We start from the raw sequence: 18,137 nt of genomic DNA, 5'->3' as shown, positions 1-18,137 counted from the left end.
GGATCTGTAATTGAATTAAAATGTTTCAGAAAAGTAGTGCTCATATTTATGCGACCAAGTAATTATTATGCCTTGATCTGATCACTACTTGCTCTATAAGTTCAATTTATAATGATCTTGCCGTGTTAGTTATATAGTGACTTAAGCAAAGGATACTATTATGCAAATCTCAAGTTCACTGATCCCCCATTGGTCATCATTAATGATCCACGGTGCCATTGCCATCATTTTTGGCTTATGTGGTTGGTTTGCCCCAGAAGCCTCATTAGCGATTCTGATGTTTATTTTCGCCGCTTACTTTTTTGTCGATGGTGCCATTAGAACTTGGTTAGCTATTGCTTCAAAAAGTGAAAACCCACTTTGGTGGATGCTATTAGTGGGTGGTTTAATTTCAATTGCTGCTGCACTTGTAACCTTGTTTGCTCCCAACGTAACGGCTATCTTAATGCTGTACTTTATTGCCGCATGGGCCATTGCTATCGGAGTAATTGAAATATTGATTGCGAGTAAGCTACGCAAAGAAATTAGTAATGAATGGCTGTTAATTGGTAGCGGTATTATTTCAATTATCTTTGGTGGTTATCTGATATTTAACCCTGGCGCGGGCATAATCACCCTACTATGGCTGGTTGCAACCTATGCCGTCGTATTTGGCATAATGATGGTGTTGTTGGCTTTAAAACTAAAAAAAATGCAACACTCTCAAATATAAAACAAAAAGGAGCTATTCAGCTCCTTTTTTATACCAATCAAATCAAGGCTGATTAATCAGCGCTGTTTTCTTCTTGGTTATGTAACTCTAAACTCGCTGACATCGCATTTTCACGAGTTGATTTCGCCGAATCATTACGTAAACGGTCAATGTGGTTTAGGTAATCTTGGTCGATATCACCTGTGATGTATTGACCATCAAATACTGATGTTTCAAAACGGGTGATTTCTGGGTTTTCTTGGCTTACAGCCGAGATTAAGTCATCTAGCGATTGATAGATTAGGCCATCTGCACCAATGCTTGCGTTGATATCTTCAACTTCACGGCCATGAGCAATTAGCTCAGCTGCCGATGGCATATCAATACCGTAAACGTTCGGAAAACGAATCTCTGGCGCTGCTGATGCGAAGTAAACGTTCTTCGCACCTGACTCACGAGCCATCTCAACGATTTGCGCTGACGTTGTACCACGCACAATAGAGTCATCAACAAGTAATACGTTTTTACCTTTGAACTCACGGTCAATGGCATTCAGTTTTTGACGAACTGACTTCTTACGCATTTCTTGACCTGGCATGATAAACGTACGGCCAATGTAGCGGTTTTTAACAAAACCTTGGCGGTATGGCAGGTTAAGGGCTGATGCAATCTCAAGTGCTACGTCACATGATGTTTCTGGGATTGGAATAACCACGTCGATGTCTTTGTCAGCCCATTCACGTGCGATTTTCTCACCTAACTTAGTACCCATGTTTACACGTGTTGCATAAACAGACATACGGTCAATTGTTGAGTCTGGGCGCGCAAAGTAAACAAACTCAAAGATACATGGCGAGTAAGTTGCTTTTTCAGCACACGCTTGTGAGAAAAGTTGACCATCTTCAGTTACGTAAATAGCTTCACCTGGTGCAACGTCACGAACAAACTCAAAGCCATCTGTTTTTAAAGCAACGCTTTCTGATGCAAACATGTACTCAGTACCATTTGCAGTTTCACGCTTACCAAATACTAATGGGCGAATACCGTTCGGATCACGAAACGCAACAATACCGTGACCAATGATCATTGCAATTGTTGCATAACCACCGGTTACTTTATTATTCACTTCAGTTACCGCTGTGAAGATATCTTCAGCATCAAGTTTTAGCTTGTTCGATTTACTTAATTCATGCGCCATGATGTTAAGTAAAATTTCAGAGTCAGATGTTGTATTAACATGACGGCGAGCTTCTGAAAATAATTGCTGCTTTAATGCTTCTGCGTTTGTTAAGTTACCATTGTGCGCAAGTGCGATACCAAATGGCGAGTTAACATAGAAAGGTTGCGCTTCAGACGAGCTAGAAGAACCAGCTGTCGGGTAGCGAACATGGCCAATACCAATTGTACCTTGCAGACGTTTCATATGGCGTGTATGAAATACATCTTTTACAAGGCCATTGGCTTTACGTAAGCTAAACGTGTTGTTTTCAATGGTAATGATGCCAGCTGCATCTTGACCGCGGTGTTGCAAAACAGTTAAGCCGTCATATAACGCCTGATTAACAGGAGAAGTTCCGACTATGCCAACGATACCACACATTAAATTTATCCTCGCCGATTAACGGTTTACAGAATTTAAAAAGCTCGAGTTGTTTTCGAGGTACGAGAAGAACCACTCAACAACAAAGCCAAATTCTGGAATCAAAATAGAGTTGCCCCACCAATGCGTATTAGGTGCACCGGTAAAAGCATCAAGAAAGAAGAGTAACGCGCTTACGACCAACACGCCACGAAGAGCACCAAACACTATGCCGAAAACACGGTCTGTGCCAGATAAACCAGTACGTTGTACAAGTTCACCTAAAATATAGTTTAGTAACCCACCCAACAGGAGTGTCGCAAAGAATAATATGGCTATTGCGGCTGCATTTCTTAAAAGGGGTTCTGAAATACTTGTTAGGAAGGATGCTAAATATTGGTAAAACAAACTAGAGATGATAAATGCGCCAGCCCATACAGCTAATGACATTGCTTCTTTTACAAAGCCACGTATTAAGCCGATGATAGTGGATAGTGCAATAATGCCAAGTATGGCGTAATCAACCCAGATCATAAGAACCAACTAGTCGTTAATTTGGGGCGCATTCTATACCCAAACCACCTGTGGATGCAAGAATTCAGCATGAGATAAAACGCATTTAGGCAAGGCATTGATTGTAGGGAATGGTGTCCCCTTGTCAAAATCAATAACGCAGAATAAATGCGTTTTAGCCATGCCCTTCGGGCGCTTCACAGGGCTTCCACTACTGTGTTGTGGCAATTTGAAAGGTACCTACATTCCTGCATCGCCACGCCTTGTATTGAAAACCCTGTGATAGCGCTGAATCATGGATCTACAGGTGGTTTGGGTATTTGGAATTGCCAGATCATTTTGTAATTTCAAATTGAGTAACTTTGCCATTTAACTTGGTTAACTGCTTTAACTCAGGAAGCTTACTTTCTAACTCTTTCTTGCTAAGTGAAGGACCTACAAAGACTTTTGTCAGTGTACCGTTCGGGGTTTTGATTGGGCGAGTGAAGGTTTTGAAACCATTCGCTTTTAATTTTTCTTGTAGTGATTTCACATTAGGTGCATGAGAAAAACTGCCCAGTTGAATAACATAAGCCATTTGTGTGAGGTTCTCTTCTGGCTTACGGGTTGGCTCAGGCGTTTTAGCAGCTGGCTTGACAGGCTCTTGCACTGCAACTTTCGGCTCAGCTTTGTTAATTACCGGCTCATCAGTTGAAGCTTCAACCATTTGCGGTGCAGTATCAATTTGCTGGGTTTCATTTGCGACAAGATCAGCATCGTTTGCTTGCGTATCTTCAACCGGGATTTGCGAGGGTTGCTCGGCAGAGGCGACTTTATTATCAATCACCTCTTGCAAGTCTATCGTAGTGAACTCAGGGCGTTCAGGAATAGCTTTAAAGCCTTCTTTATAATGAACCTTCTCACCATCCAAAATGTTTGGAATGAAGACAATAGCCGCCACAACCACAATCGTGGTGCCTACTAAGCGATTAATAAACCCTGCGTTCACCGATTTCCTCTCTATTTTTTAAAGTAATTGATGGCTGCAGCCACAGTTATAAACGAACCGAACACAATCACTAACGTGTTTTCATCAACATTTGGTAATAACGTATCTAGCGCAGTTTCAACACTCTCATAGTGCGTACTAGGCGCTGTTGATGTGGTTTCGGCTAGTGCTTTAGCAAGATTCTCAACTTTGTCGCCACGAAAACAATCTAAGCTTGCTAACGACCACTGGTCAACAACATTTGCCACGGCCGACATTGCAGCCACTTTATCTTTATCTGCAAGCATAGCGACTAATGCATGAATTTTAAACCCTTGATCTTTATACACGCTTAATTTGCGTGCCAAATATCTAGCTGACTCAGGATTATGTGCAACATCGGTAAAAACAAGCGGCTGCTGACTTAACTGCTGAAAGCGCCCTTCTACAGTTAGATTCGCCAAGCAATCACGCACTTGTTGCTCACTTGGCAATAGCTCAAGTTTTGCAAGTAGGGTCAACGCGGTTGCTGCATTTTGACAAGGGATAGCGGGCTTAGCTAAGCGCCAATCGTTACCTTGGTACTGCCAGTTAAAGCCTTCATTATCTTCTGTGAATATGAAGTCACGGCCTGATAGCACCATATCAGCGTTAATTTCATTACCATAATCAGTCACTGTATGTGGAATAGCTAAATCGCCAACAATAGCTGGTGTATTGGTACGGAAAATACCGGCTTTATCGTAACCAACAAGTTCACGAGTATCACCTAGGTATTCTTTATGGTCTAAATCTATGGTGGTGATCACACAAGCATGTGGGTTCACGATATTAGTCGCATCAAAACGGCCACCCAGCCCCACTTCTAGCAGCACATAATCAACGGCGTGACGTTTGAAAATAGCCAGTGCGCCTAGGGTACCGTACTCAAAATAAGTAAGCTGCGTGTCACCACGGCCTTTTTCAAGCATATCGAAAGCATCAACATGGAATTGATCGTCAAGCTCTTGGCCATTAATGCGTACGCGCTCGTTGTAACGAATAAGATGCGGCGAAGCATAAGTACCCACACTGTAACCCTGTGCAAGTAATAAGCTTTCTAGGCAACGGGCTGTGGTCCCTTTACCATTAGTACCTGCAATTAGGATTATTTTGCTTGATGTATCGAGTAAGCCGACTTGGTTTGCCACGCGTTCTACGCGCTCTAAACCCATTTCGATATTAGCAGGATGGACACTTTCTAAATAACAAAGCCAATCATCAAGGCTTGATGATTGGCTAGGAAGGATTTCTGTCATAGCGTTTAATCAGTTAAGCTGAAATTTACGCTACTCTATGCTCTTGTTCAGTAGAAGGCAAGTTCATAAATTTCGCTAAGATACGTGCAAGGGTGCCACGCATTTCACGACGGTCTACAATCATGTCGATTGCACCATGCTCTAGCAAGAACTCACTGCGTTGGAAACCTTCAGGAAGCGTTTCACGAACTGTTTGCTCGATTACACGAGGACCCGCAAAACCGATAAGCGCTTTAGGTTCTGCAACGTTTACATCACCAAGCATTGCCAGTGATGCAGATACACCACCCATTGTTGGATCAGTTAATACTGAAATAAACGGTAAGCCTTTTTCGCTCATTTTTGCAAGTGCAGCACTTGTTTTAGCCATCTGCATTAATGACATAAGAGCTTCTTGCATACGTGCGCCGCCTGATGCAGAGAAGCAAATAAGTGGCATGTCGTGCTCTAAACATTGATCTACAGCTTCAACAAAACGAGCACCTACTACTGACGCCATTGAACCACCCATAAACGAGAACTCAAAAGCAACAGCAGCAACAGGAATGCCTTTTAGGCGGCCCTTCATTGCTACAAGTGCGTCTTTCTCGCCACTTGCTTTTTGTGCTTGGGTAATACGGTCAGAGTATTTTTTAGAATCTTTAAACTTTAATACGTCTTTTGGTTCGTGCTCTGCACCAATTTCTTGGCGGTCAGCATCATCTAAAAAGTTTTCAAGACGTTTACGGCCACTTAAACGCATGTGGTGATCACACTTAGGACACACGTTGAGTGCTTTTTCTAGTTCTGCTTTATATAAAATTGAATCACAGTCTGTACACTTAGCCCAAACCCCTTCTGGGATTTCTTTACGACCTGATGATTTAGTCGTTTTAGGTAAGATTTTTTCTAACCAACTCATTTGCAACTCTCTTAATGCTGTTCTGTGTCGCAGTCTGTTTAATTGGAAACACTCGCTTGTGTTTCTTATAACAAATAAACAGACAGATTTTTTCAATTAAAACATGAATTACCCGCAGACGATATAAAAAACTGGTCTTAGTAGTAGTCTACTAAAGTCTAACTGTCTGAATCAGGTAAGAACAAAGGCCCTAATGGTGTTTTAGGAATGCCAAAATGTTCTGGGTAATCCACGTCAACTAAGTAAAGGCCAGCGGCTTTTGCTGTTGCACTTGCCTTAGCGCGCTCTTTTAAATCGAGTAATTCTTTTAACCACACAGGTTCATGCTTATGCAGACCAATGTCCATCAAACACCCGGTGATGTTTCGTACCATGTGATGTAAAAACGCATTGGCTTTAATATCAATGATCACATAATCACCTTGGCGTTTTACCGATAAATGGTGAATAGTACGATTTGCTGTATTTGCTTGGCAGTGTAGTGCTCTAAACGAAGTAAAGTCATGCTCACCTATTAAATATTGACAGGCTTCTTGCATTTTAGTTTCGTCTAATGGGTGATGAAAATGGGTCACCCCTTCACTCATGATAGCGCCGCGATAGGTGTAATTATAAATCACATAGCGATAGCGACGTGCTGTGGCACTAAAACGAGCATGAAAGTCTTCGCTTACAGGCTGGGCAAAGCGAATAGCTATATCTTTTGGCAGTAAGGTATTCATACCCATCGTAAACGCAACCATTTCACGCTCAGCGTGAGTATCAAAATGGATCACCTGCCCGGTGCCATGTACACCCGCATCGGTGCGGCCTGCACAAACTATTTCGACTGGATGATTACAAATACGCGACAACGCCGTTTCTACTTCTTGTTGTACGCTATTGACGTGTGATTGACGTTGCCAACCACTGTAACGCGCGCCGTTGTACTCTACTCCAAGTGCTACTCGCATAATGCTCTATTTACCTACTGTACTAAATGACGGGGCATTTTATGCGATCTACGAGCGCAATAAAAGCCACTGTAGTAGATCACATTGTTCTGGTTACTCAGATATCACACCAATTCGCTTAACTATAGTTGCGAGCTGGTATTAATCTTCTTCGATGTTATCGAGGCCCTTGGTGCCATCTTTAGCACGCAGCTTATGATGGATAGCTGATTTGATCAGCATATAGCCGCTAATAGGTGCGGTGATCAGTAAGAAAATTGAAATCAAAATTTCTTTCACACTGATGCCATCGTGGGTGTAGCTAAAATACACCATGGCAGCAATTAGCAATGATGCCATGCCAAGCGTTGTTGCTTTAGTTGGACCGTGCAGGCGCATAAAAAAGTCAGGCATCTTCACAAGTCCGATTGAACCTATAAGAATAAAGCAACCACCAATTAATAATAAGATTGATACAATCCATTCACTCATCATTCGTTACCTTATTCAATAATATCGCCGCGCAGCAAGTATTTACATACCGCTACAGTGCTCACAAAGCCAAGCATGGCGATTAATAATGCGGCTTCAAAATATAAATCAGTGCCCATGCTCATGCCATACAGAATAATTAAAGCAATAGTATTTATGAACATAGTATCTAAAGCCAATATACGATCAGGTACCGACGGCCCAACAATTAAACGCCATAGGTTTAACAATAAAGATATGGCTATCATTGCAAAAACAATTAGAAAAACGGTATCTAGCATCGAAAAATCTCCTTAAGCGGTGCTTCGTAGCGCTGCTTAATAGTATTAATTAACGCTTGTTCATCAGCTAAATCGAGTACATGGATCAATAAGTAGCGCTGCTGAATTTCTTCGCCCTCTTCGAGTGACTCAGGAATAGGATAAACCTCTGCGCTCACTGTACCTGGTGTTAAAGATACTGTGCTTGCCAAAATAGTGATTGGCATTTCATGGCTTAAATCCAATGGTACTTTGATAAAACCTGGGCGTAACTTTTTCGTCGGCCCAAGGATCAACAGAGCAACTTGTAAGTTAGCAGTGACAATATCGTACAGCACTAACAATAAGTGCCTAAACACAAGACCTGGCCTTACAATAAGAGGCTGTGGATCACGAAATGGGAATGTGATCCACGGAATAGTAATAGCAAAAAATGCAGCTAAAAACAGATGTCCTGGCGACACACTATTATTTAACAACAGCCATACAATGAATAATAAAACACTGCGAAATGGTGTTGGCAACCAACGAAAGCGAGCTTCTAAACGCATTATTGGCCTCCTTGTAATACAGCGTTGATGCTAGTGTTGATATCAAACAACTGCTCTGACGTTGCTAACATATAGTCTGAAATAGGTCCTGCAAATACAACCATTAATGGTGAACACGCAAGTAATGCAACTACAGCTATCACTTTAACAGGGTGTGCTTTGGTGCCTTCAATTGCTTCACTGTCTTTATGGGTGTGATCCCAAAATAAACTGGTACCGGCTCGTGAAACCGCCACTAATAACGCTAAACTCGAAACTAGGTAGATTGGCCAAAACAACATGGCTTTTTCGCTATCTAGCGTGCTCTTTAAAATCCATACTTTGCCGACAAAGCCAGATAACGGTGGCATACCAACAACAGCAAGCGCAGCCACTACAAAACAAGTACCAAGTAAATATGGCTGTGCAACGGCGCGCCCTGCGACTAATCGGTCGGCAACTTTACCACGTTGCTGAGCAATTAAATCAGCAATTAAGAATAGTGCAGCGCAAATAATGGTTGAATGCACTAAGTAGTAAAGTAATGCAGCTGTTGCAGAGACATTCTGAATCGCAACCAATGCCACTAAAGTACCCACAGATACAACCACCAGATTCGCAATAAGCTTTCTAAAATCTTGACTCGCTAATACACCAATACCACCCATCACTATGGTCGCTAGTGCTAAGCCCCATAACCAAGGCTGTGCCATGTGAGCGAGTTCGCCAGCATTATCACCAAATATTACGGTATACACGCGCAACATGGCATACACACCGACCTTGGTCATAATCGCGAATAATGCAGCAACTAATGGCATTGCACTGGCGTAGGTATTCGGTAGCCATAAATGTAACGGTAATAACGCGCCTTTTAACGCAAATACCACGATTAACAGCAAGCCACCAATTTTAGCAAGGTAAACATCATCACCCGTCAGCTGTGGTACTTTTTGCGCTAAATCAGCAATGTTCAATGTGCCTAACACTCCATAAAGAACACCCAGCGCAATTAAGAATACGCTTGAACCAATCAGGTTTAAAATGACGTACTGCAGTGCAGCTCGGGTACTATGTTTGTTGCCGGCATGCATCAATAATGAATACGAAGCAATCAACAGCACTTCAAAAAATACGAATAGGTTAAATACATCACCCGTTAAAAAGGCACCATTAACACCCAACACTAAAAAGTGCACTAACGGATGGAAAAAGCTCCCTTTTTTATCATCACCTGCACAGCTATAAAGCACTACGACCGCACCAAGGAAACTGGTAAGTAGCACAAGTAGCGCTGCTAGCCTATCGGCAACCAGCACAATACCAAATGGTGCAGACCAATCACCAATTGCATAAACAAGCGGTGCGGTACTATTTACGTGAAATAATAAATAAGCACTTACCAACAGTGTGACAATCGACAAAATAACCGACGAAACACGACGGATATGTAAGTTTTTTCCACATGGCGGCATGAGTAAAATAACCCCTGCCAACATCGGAATTAAAATTGGTAAAGAAGCTAAATGCTGAATCATTTTTGCTCCTTCGATGATTTTACAAGGTGACCATCAACATGGTCATTACCCAAGTCAGCACGACCACGAATTGCTAAAATAACCACAAAAGCGGTCATCGCAAAGCCAATTACAATCGCGGTTAAAACCAGCGCTTGAGGGAGTGGATCGGCATACTCACTGCCTGTACCAAGTACAGCCGCTTTGTTAATAGTTAAACGACCTGAAGAGAATAAAAACAGGTTAACTGCATACGACAACATAGTCAGGCCGAGTACCACCGGGAAGGTACGAGCCCGTAATATTAAGTAAATTCCGCATGCAACCAGCACGCCGACGCATGATGCGTACAATACTTCCATTAAATATTTACCTCTTGCTTGGGTGTATCAGCAGTTAATTTACCTAAACTTGCTAAAATCATCAGCGTTGCACCTACAACAGTTAAATACACACCTAAATCAAATACGATAGCACTAGCAAGTTCTGTCTTGCCGACTAGCGGAATATCAAAATAATCAAACCAGGTTGTTAGGAATGGACGTTCGAAGAACCAACTCCCAATACCTGTAAACAATGCAATAGCAATACCTGACGCAATAATCTTACGATAATTCACGTCAAATCTGTCTGCAATCCAGTGCGAACCATTTGCCATATATTGCAAAATAAATGCAATCGCGGTAACCAGTCCTGCAATAAAGCCCCCACCTGGTAAGTTATGACCACGTAAGAAAATATACGCAGACACAAGTAATGCAAGTGGTAACAAGCTTTGTGAAATACTCGATAATAGAATTGGGTAACGCTCTCTTGCCCATGGGCGCCCTTCACTATCACTTGCTGGCATAAACAGCGGCAAGTTAATAAGAAGCTTATAAATACCTAACGCAGCAATACCCAATACGGTAATCTCACCAAGGGTATCAAAACCCCTAAAGTCAACGAGGATAACGTTTACAACGTTAGTACCACCACCGCCAGTTTTTGCATTGGCAACAAAGAAGTCAGAAATTGATTCAAGTGGTCTTGTTAGAAGCGCATAACAAATACTCGCCACAATCACACCAATTGCCGATGAGATACCCAAGTCTCGCAGAATACGCAATGAGCTTGACTCTTTCGGAGTACGCTGTGGTAAAAAGAACAGTGCAAGCATCAGTAGCATTACGGTGACAACTTCAACCGTTAACTGAGTCAGTGCTAAATCAGGCGCAGAGAATCGAGTGAAAGCAACAGATACCATCAGGCCTACGATTGAAATCATAATCAAAGATATCATTCGTGAGCGGTGCCAAATAACCGTTGCCAGCGCACCAATTATTAGTAAGCCAGCACCAATAGCATTATGGAAATCAATTGGGGTTAACTCACTTGCTCCTGCTAACTGGCGCATTTCAAATAAAGGCCAGCCCGCACACATAAGCACCACAGCAATCATCACAAAGGCATAGCGCTGTAACGAGCCATTTTCGATTCGTTTAATCTTTTCTTGTGACCACTTAATTAAGCTATATAAGCCACGCTCAAAGCCTTTCTTAGCATTCAAAGTTGGCAATGAAGCTTGGAAGTGGAACAGGTGCTTACGCTGCACATAAATCATCACGCCCACGCTTGTAGCAATAAAGCTCATTAACAGCGGTAAATTAAAGCCATGCCATACAGATAGCTTATAATCTGGGGCTGCATCGCCAAGCACTGCATAAGACGCCGAAGCTAAAATATCACTTACTGCAAAGTGCGGGAACATACCGACGAGTAAACACAGCACAACCAAAATTTCGATTGGTACACGCATATAGCGTGGTGGCTCATGAGGCTGTTTTGGCAAATCGATTGGGTCGCCGTTAAAAAACACGTCGTGAATAAAGCGTGCTGAATACGCGACAGAGAGTGCACCAGCAATCGTTGCTAACACTGGAATTAACCAAGACATAGAGCCAAGCACTTGCTGATGCAGTGTTTCGGCAAAGAACATCTCTTTCGACAAGAAACCATTTAACAGTGGCACGCCCGCCATGGCTGCCGCTGCTACCATAGCAAGTGTGGCGGTATACGGCATAAATCGCCACATACCATTAAGTTTACGCATATCACGAGTGCCAGTTTCATGGTCAATGATACCCGTTGCCATAAATAACGACGCTTTAAAGGTTGCGTGGTTAATGATGTGGAAGATAGCAGCCACTGTAGCAAGCTCAGTGTCTAAACCAAGCAGTAAGGTAATTAAACCTAAATGGCTGATTGTTGAATAAGCCAGCAAGCCTTTTAAATCATGCTTAAATAGCGCGATATAAGCGCCAACCAATAAAGTAGCCAGACCCGTCATCGCCACTAAGATAAACCAAGTATCTGTGCCTGATAGCGCTGGATAAAAACGCGCTAATAAAAAGATACCTGCTTTAACCATGGTTGCGGAGTGCAAGTAGGCACTGACTGGTGTCGGTGCTGCCATGGCATGTGGTAACCAAAAATGAAATGGAAATTGTGCAGATTTGGTAAATGCACCTAAAAGCACTAATACCAGCGCAGCTTCATAAAGTGCATGAGATTGAATAAGCGCTTTGCTTGCTAAAATCACATCAAGATTATAGCTACCAACAATATCACCAATTAGTAATAAACCTGCTAGTAACGCAAGACCACCGGCACCGGTAATAGCAAGTGCCATACGCGCGCCTTTGCGAGCTTCTGACTTATGCCACCAATAGCTAATCAATAAGAACGAGCTAATACTGGTGAGCTCCCAGAAAAACCACAGCTGGATGACATTATTCGACATCACGATGCCGACCATTGCGGTCATAAATAGCATTAAATAGCAGTATAGCTTTGGCATTGAGTCGCTACTACTCAAGTAATAACGCGCATAAAAAATCACCAGGGTACCGATACCCAATATCATATATAGAAAAAGTAACGTTAAACCATCAAGTCGAAACGAGACTTGCATGTTTAAAAGAGGGATCCACTCAGCAGTGTAGCGAATTGTTTCACCAGAAAAGACTGCAGGGGTATACGAAAATACAATTCCAAGGGCAATCAAAGGCGCTAACATGGTCAAAGCAGTGCTTTGGTTACGTGTTAGTTTTGAAGTGCAGGATGAAATAACACTGCCGATTAAGGATAACAGGGGTATCCAGAGCAAAGTCATAATTAGGAGCCTTTTAGTGTCATAAGAATATCAATACCGCTCTAGTTTTAATTAGTTGCGTACTGTTCATTTGGATGGTTAAAAGTTGGCTTCAAAAAAAAGCTTACAATGCGTATAGTTATACTGATCAGGTGCTATTTTGTCTATAGGAGACAAACCTATTTGCACAACATTTAACCGCTTTGCATACTAAAATAGCAATAAATAGACGATTAGTCAGAAAATTTCTGCTCTTTGGAAGCTGTTGTAAACACTGGCGTTAAGCCTAAAAAGGCAAAATATTCAGAAAACCGAATCGGCTTTGTTAAGGGCTGGTTAATTTGTTTTTCCCAAAGCTCACGGTATTGCTCAGACAAGCTCATTGTTTGGTATTGCATAATTGACCAATTAGGGCTTGGTTTATAGGCTAACTGATTGCTACAGGCGATACTTTTTTGCCAGCCTTTTGGTGGGGAAACCTCATTTGCAATAAACAGATTTGGCGCAACCAGCCCCTGTTGCTTACACAGCCACTGTTGTTTTTGCTCTGCTAAAACATACTCATCTTCAAAGCCATTGAAATGCATTAACTCATGTAAAAATACCGCATAAGATTGCGATGAATTGATATGCATAATCCCGCCAAGCACATTAGCAGCCCCTTGCTTTGACATCATCACAATAAAGTCAAAACCTTCGGGCCATGGATGCGCTGCTGCATTTTGCCAATCACACTTAAGCGCCCCACCGCTGCCATCACAGCTAAACTTATCAGCAACATAAACAATGTCAGTAAAACAAAAGCTGCCTTTTGCAGGCTCAGGCGCTTTACTGTATTGCTGCTTATACTGCTTTAAAGTATCAATACCATTGTAATGATCTGTCATCATTAAAACATTAAATTGGCACTGACTGCTTGCCTTTACACTTGATGTTGATAAGGCTAATTGCTGTTGCTGCGCATAAGCTGGGTCAATTTGAGCTGGCGGCATTTGTTGCTGCAACAGCCAAGCTTGCTTGGCATTTCCCTCAGGTAACTTGCCAGCTTTACCTAGGTAACTTATATCGAGCCACTGGTTTGCTCTGACTAGCTGCTCCGCTAAGGTTTGTTGCTGAGCTGAATTGAATGTAGCAAAGTAAGGCTGCCACCATAATTTTGCTGCGGTGTAATCATGTTGCAGCAAAAATCTGAGCGCAAGCTGATACGCCGCATTACTATCATTAAGCCTTGCTAACTGACGAAGCTGTGAGTTACTCAGCACTAAATGCTGCAAATTAATGGCACTGGGTGCTAAATAATAGATAGCTGTTGCTTGTGAAGGAGTAGTATTTGCGTAATAAGCATAAGCGGGAATAAAACGAGACACTGAGCTTGGTACGAAACCCAAGCTCAGTAATAGAATAGCAGTAAAAGAAACCTTAGCTTGCGTTTTCACCAGCCATTAACTCAAGCTCTAAACGGGCATATTTGTATTCAACAAACTCATGCACATTGGTGGCAAGGGCAAGTCTAAAGTAATCGGCAGCAAGATAGTTATCACCCGCCGCTTGATGCATCTTCGCTAGGTAGAAATAAGCTTCGCATAAGCGGTGCGCATACTCTTGCTCTGAAGTCACACCTTCAATAATGCCAGATAAAAACTCAAACTCACTGATGTCACCTAAATAAAGTGCCAACAGTTGGTAACCCCATTGAGACTCATCAACACCCTGCGAGTTAGCTTTTAAATCAACTAAGGCCTGCGCTTTATCAGCTTCTGATTGAGCTAAATAAAGCCATAACACACGATAAGGATCGCTCGGTGAACGATTTAAAAACTGCTGTAAATCATCTTGCGCAAGTGATGGACGGTCACCATAGTAAAGGGCAATACCACGATTTAAATAGGCATACTCATGCTGCTCGTTAAGCTCAAGTGCCGAATCAAAGAACTCATAAGCTTGTTCATACTGCTGCATTAGTGTGTGATGAATGCCTAAGAAATTATACACTTCTGCTAGGTCTGGTTTGAGCTTAATCGCACGGTTAAAGTCAATACGCGCTAAGGTCGACATACCTAAGCTGTCAAATAATACACCGCGATCATAATAAAGTTTGGCTTGTTGCTCGGCACTTAAATCAGCACGATTTAGTAGTTCAGAATAGCGAGCAATCGTAATTTCGTTACGAAAATCAGGCGCTAATGGTGCGGTAAAAGGCACATTAACAATAGGGACTGACTCAGGTTGTGAAGTTGTTTGACATGCACTTAAAGAAAAAATAGCCACAGCGGTCAATGCTAAGTGTTTAAAAATCATTAAATTCCTTAATACCTGAATTCTCTGTAGACAAAGGCGAAGCGGATAGGTTTCATTAAAGCATAAAAAAAGGGGCTAAACAGCCCCTTTTTCTTATATCCAGCAAATAACTGGTTATTCAATCATCATTAAGCGTCTTTAGACTCTTCTGCTTTTTCTTCAGCAGCTGGTTCCATTGCTTCTTTGATGCTTAGACGTACACGACCTTGGCGATCTACTTCAAGAACTTTAACTTTAACTTCTTGGCCTTCGCTTAGGTGGTCAGTTACGTTGTTAACACGCTCTGTGCTGATTTGTGAAATGTGCACTAGACCGTCTTTACCCGGAAGGATATTAACGAACGCACCAAAATCAACGATACGTACAACTTTACCAGTGTAGATAGTACCTACTTCTAGCTCAGCAGTTAATTGCTCAATACGCTTGATTGCATCGTTTGCGCTGATGCCGTCAGTTGCAGCGATCTTGATTGTACCGTCATCTTCGATTTCGATCGTTGTGCCAGTTTCTTCAGTAAGTTGACGGATAGTTGCGCCACCTTTACCGATAACTTCAGCAATTTTCTTCGCAGGGATTTGCATTGTGTAGATGCGTGGTGCGAATTGAGATAACTCTTCAGAAGGTGCTGCAATCGCTTCGTCCATAACACCTAAGATGTGTAGACGTGCTGCTTTCGCTTGTTTAAGAGCGATTTGCATGATTTCTTTAGTGATACCTTCGATCTTGATATCCATTTGTAGTGCAGTGATACCGTTTGAAGTACCCGCTACTTTAAAGTCCATGTCACCTAAGTGATCTTCATCACCTAAGATATCTGAAAGAACAACGAAATCGTCGCCTTCTTTAACTAGACCCATCGCGATACCAGCAACAGATGCTTTAATTGGAACACCTGCGTTCATAAGTGCTAGTGACGTACCACATACTGATGCCATAGACGATGAACCGTTTGATTCAGTGATTTCTGAAACAACACGGATTGAGTATGGGAAGTCAGTAAGTGTAGGTAGTACCGCAGCAATACCACGCTTAGCTAGGTTACCGTGACCAATTTCACGACGCTTAGGAGAGCCTACAAAACCTGTTTCACCTACACAGAACGGAGGGAAGTTGTAGTGAAGCATGAAGTGATGCTTGTTAGTACCTGTTAAGTCGTCGATTAACTGTGAATCACGCTCAGTACCAAGCGTTGCAGTTACAAGTGCTTGCGTCTCACCACGTGTGAAGATTGCAGAACCGTGAGTACGTGGTAAAACACCCGTCATTACGTCTAGTGCACGAACCATATCTGGTTCACGACCATCGATACGTTTTTCACCAGCGATGATACGGCCACGAACGATTTCTTTTTCTAAAGAACCGAATAATTTGCCAACTTCTTGCGTATCTAGCTCTTCGCCTTCAGCAAGTTCAGCTGTTAGTGTAGCAACAACTTCTTCTTTCGCTGCACCTAGTGCTTCTTTACGCGCTACTTTGTCAGTGATGCGGTATGCTTCACCTACTTTATCAGCAGCAATTGCAGAGATTTTCTCAGCAAGTGTTACGTTTTTCTCTGGTGCAGTCCAATCCCAAGCAGGTTTACCCGCTTCAGCTTTGAACTCGTTGATTGCGTTGATGACAGCTTGAGATTGCTCATGACCATAAACAACCGCACCTAACATTACGTCTTCAGATAGTGTTTCAGCTTCTGATTCAACCATAAGTACTGCGTTATCAGTACCAGCAACAACTAGGTCTAATTGACTTTCTTCAAGCTCAGCGAGTGTTGGGTTAAGTACGTATTCACCGTTGATGAAACCAACACGTGATGCACCGATAGGACCATTGAATGGAATACCAGAGATAGCAAGTGCTGCTGAAGTACCAATCATAGCAACCATGTCAGGTTGGATTTCTGGGTTAACAGAAACAACTGTCGCGATTACTTGTACTTCGTTTACGAAACCGTCTGGGAAAAGTGGACGGATTGGACGGTCGATTAGACGAGCGATAAGTGTTTCGCCATCGTTAGGGCGACCTTCACGCTTAAGGAAACCACCAGGGATACGACCTGCAGCGTACATACGCTCTTGGTAGTTAACTGTTAGTGGGAAGAAGTCTTGACCTGGTTGTGCATCACGCTTACCAACAACAGTAACTAATACTGAAGTGTCGCCAATGCTTGCTAGTACTGCGCCGTCAGCTTGACGAGCGATAGCACCAGTTTCTAGAGTCACAGTGTGTTGACCTAGTTGAAATTCTTTAATAATTGCTTGCACTTAAAAATGTCCTTTAAATGTAAAAGCAACTCAGAGCTGTGCTCCGAATTGGTAAAAAATAGTCCATCAAAGTACCAATTACAGTACTTAATTGTGCTTATGAAAACACGATTAAGTACTACAATTGGCAATGATGTTTTTAATATCTAAGCAGTATCCACTACCTAGGTGTGCGCTAGTATACCTTTCATGCTCGCACAAAAAAAGGGGCTAAATAGCCCCTTTTCTCGTAATCTAGTTCTTAGCGACGTAGGCCAAGCTCTTGGATTAACGCAGTGTAACGTGCAATGTCTTTACCTTTAAGGTAGTCAAGCAGTTTACGGCGTTGGCTTACTTTGCGAAGAAGACCACGACGTGAGTGGAAGTCGTGCTTGTGGCTAGCAAAGTGACCTTGAAGCTTGTTGATATCGAAAGTTAGAAGTGCAACTTGTACTTCAGGTGAACCAGTGTCGCCTTCAGCGCGTGCAAATTTAGCGATGATTTCAACTTTTTCTTGATTGCTTAGTGACATAGTAACTCCAAAAATTAATTTAAATTGTGTTTTAGCCGATCACTAATTCAGCCAAAACGATTGAGCGGGGCGTATTCTACCCAGCTTTGCTAATAACTACAAGGTAATCTTTACTCAGACAGTTGATTTGATCACGGCAAGATCATTATAAATTGAACTTATAGAGCAAGTAGTGATCAGATCAAGGCATAATAATTACTTGGTCGCATAAATATGAGCACTACTTTTCTGAAACATTTTAATTCAATTACAGATCC

The 18,137-nt window shown here is 42.3% G+C and carries 17 protein-coding genes; 1 reads left to right on the top strand and 16 read right to left on the bottom strand.

The genetic code is table 11. The features are described 5' to 3' along the window. Nucleotides 1-160 precede the first annotated feature (160 nt). Nucleotides 161-712: a DUF308 domain-containing protein gene (locus tag ABMY41_RS19070; protein ID WP_251600416.1), complete on the top strand. Its 552-nt coding sequence runs from the start codon at nucleotides 161-163 to the stop codon at nucleotides 710-712. Nucleotides 713-764: 52 nt separating this feature from the next. Here the strand turns inward: ABMY41_RS19070 and purF are convergent, their stop codons facing one another. The 16 genes from purF to rpsO form a co-directional block, all read right to left on the bottom strand. After that, nucleotides 765-2,291: an amidophosphoribosyltransferase gene (purF, locus tag ABMY41_RS19065; RefSeq protein ID WP_054562087.1), complete on the bottom strand. Its 1,527-nt coding sequence runs from the start codon at nucleotides 2,289-2,291 to the stop codon at nucleotides 765-767. A gap of 18 nt (nucleotides 2,292-2,309) precedes the next feature. Then, nucleotides 2,310-2,804: a CvpA family protein gene (locus tag ABMY41_RS19060; protein WP_036969851.1), complete on the bottom strand. Its 495-nt coding sequence runs from the start codon at nucleotides 2,802-2,804 to the stop codon at nucleotides 2,310-2,312. A gap of 313 nt (nucleotides 2,805-3,117) precedes the next feature. Next, nucleotides 3,118-3,771: an SPOR domain-containing protein gene (locus ABMY41_RS19055; protein WP_287243622.1), complete on the bottom strand. Its 654-nt coding sequence runs from the start codon at nucleotides 3,769-3,771 to the stop codon at nucleotides 3,118-3,120. Between the two features lie 11 nt (nucleotides 3,772-3,782). Further along, nucleotides 3,783-5,048: a bifunctional tetrahydrofolate synthase/dihydrofolate synthase gene (folC, locus tag ABMY41_RS19050; protein ID WP_251600412.1), complete on the bottom strand. Its 1,266-nt coding sequence runs from the start codon at nucleotides 5,046-5,048 to the stop codon at nucleotides 3,783-3,785. Between the two features lie 25 nt (nucleotides 5,049-5,073). Further along, entirely contained in the window at nucleotides 5,074-5,949 is an 876-nt protein-coding gene (gene accD, locus ABMY41_RS19045) for an acetyl-CoA carboxylase, carboxyltransferase subunit beta (RefSeq protein WP_349275912.1), read from the bottom strand. Between the two features lie 158 nt (nucleotides 5,950-6,107). Next, a complete protein-coding gene (gene truA / locus ABMY41_RS19040; RefSeq protein ID WP_130051968.1) occupies nucleotides 6,108-6,902 on the bottom strand; it encodes a tRNA pseudouridine(38-40) synthase TruA in 795 nt (264 codons plus the stop codon). A 141-nt stretch (nucleotides 6,903-7,043) separates the two neighbouring features. After that, nucleotides 7,044-7,376: a Na+/H+ antiporter subunit G gene (locus ABMY41_RS19035; protein WP_054553163.1), complete on the bottom strand. Its 333-nt coding sequence runs from the start codon at nucleotides 7,374-7,376 to the stop codon at nucleotides 7,044-7,046. An 8-nt stretch (nucleotides 7,377-7,384) separates the two neighbouring features. Continuing rightward, nucleotides 7,385-7,654: a K+/H+ antiporter subunit F gene (locus tag ABMY41_RS19030; protein WP_054553164.1), complete on the bottom strand. Its 270-nt coding sequence runs from the start codon at nucleotides 7,652-7,654 to the stop codon at nucleotides 7,385-7,387. Beyond that, a complete protein-coding gene (locus tag ABMY41_RS19025; protein ID WP_349275909.1) occupies nucleotides 7,648-8,184 on the bottom strand; it encodes a Na+/H+ antiporter subunit E in 537 nt (178 codons plus the stop codon). Before ABMY41_RS19025 ends, ABMY41_RS19030 begins: the two co-directional genes overlap by 7 nt. Further along, the gene (locus ABMY41_RS19020) at nucleotides 8,184-9,701 is read right to left on the bottom strand and encodes a monovalent cation/H+ antiporter subunit D (protein ID WP_349275907.1); all 1,518 of its coding nucleotides are present in this window, start codon (nucleotides 9,699-9,701) and stop codon (nucleotides 8,184-8,186) included. The genes ABMY41_RS19025 and ABMY41_RS19020 overlap by 1 nt, the downstream gene beginning before the upstream one ends. Beyond that, nucleotides 9,698-10,042 carry a Na+/H+ antiporter subunit C gene (locus ABMY41_RS19015; RefSeq protein WP_054553167.1) on the bottom strand — a complete coding sequence of 115 codons (345 nt, stop codon included), beginning with the start codon at nucleotides 10,040-10,042 and terminating at the stop codon, nucleotides 9,698-9,700. Before ABMY41_RS19015 ends, ABMY41_RS19020 begins: the two co-directional genes overlap by 4 nt. Continuing rightward, on the bottom strand, nucleotides 10,042-12,834 hold the full coding sequence (locus ABMY41_RS19010) for a monovalent cation/H+ antiporter subunit A (protein ID WP_349275905.1): 2,793 nt from the start codon (nucleotides 12,832-12,834) through the stop codon (nucleotides 10,042-10,044). The genes ABMY41_RS19015 and ABMY41_RS19010 overlap by 1 nt, the downstream gene beginning before the upstream one ends. Nucleotides 12,835-13,046: 212 nt before the next feature. After that, nucleotides 13,047-14,249 (bottom strand): hypothetical protein, encoded by a 1,203-nt coding sequence (locus ABMY41_RS19005; RefSeq protein ID WP_349275903.1) that lies wholly within the window; start codon nucleotides 14,247-14,249, stop codon nucleotides 13,047-13,049. Further along, nucleotides 14,233-15,111 carry a lipoprotein NlpI gene (gene nlpI / locus ABMY41_RS19000; RefSeq protein ID WP_054553170.1) on the bottom strand — a complete coding sequence of 293 codons (879 nt, stop codon included), beginning with the start codon at nucleotides 15,109-15,111 and terminating at the stop codon, nucleotides 14,233-14,235. The genes ABMY41_RS19005 and nlpI overlap by 17 nt, the downstream gene beginning before the upstream one ends. A 128-nt stretch (nucleotides 15,112-15,239) precedes the next feature. Further along, nucleotides 15,240-17,369, bottom strand: a complete 2,130-nt coding sequence (gene pnp, locus ABMY41_RS18995; RefSeq protein ID WP_349275901.1) for a polyribonucleotide nucleotidyltransferase — start codon at nucleotides 17,367-17,369, stop codon at nucleotides 15,240-15,242. 241 nt (nucleotides 17,370-17,610) lie between these two features. Beyond that, on the bottom strand, nucleotides 17,611-17,880 hold the full coding sequence (rpsO, locus tag ABMY41_RS18990) for a 30S ribosomal protein S15 (RefSeq protein ID WP_054553172.1): 270 nt from the start codon (nucleotides 17,878-17,880) through the stop codon (nucleotides 17,611-17,613). Nucleotides 17,881-18,137: the final 257 nt, after the last annotated feature.

Origin of the sequence: Pseudoalteromonas sp. BZA4 (assembly GCF_040104395.1) — a bacterium.
Lineage (GTDB): Bacteria > Pseudomonadota > Gammaproteobacteria > Enterobacterales > Alteromonadaceae > Pseudoalteromonas.
The sequence above is the reverse complement of the archived record's forward strand: the minus strand, read 5'-3'. Positions and strand labels throughout refer to the sequence as shown.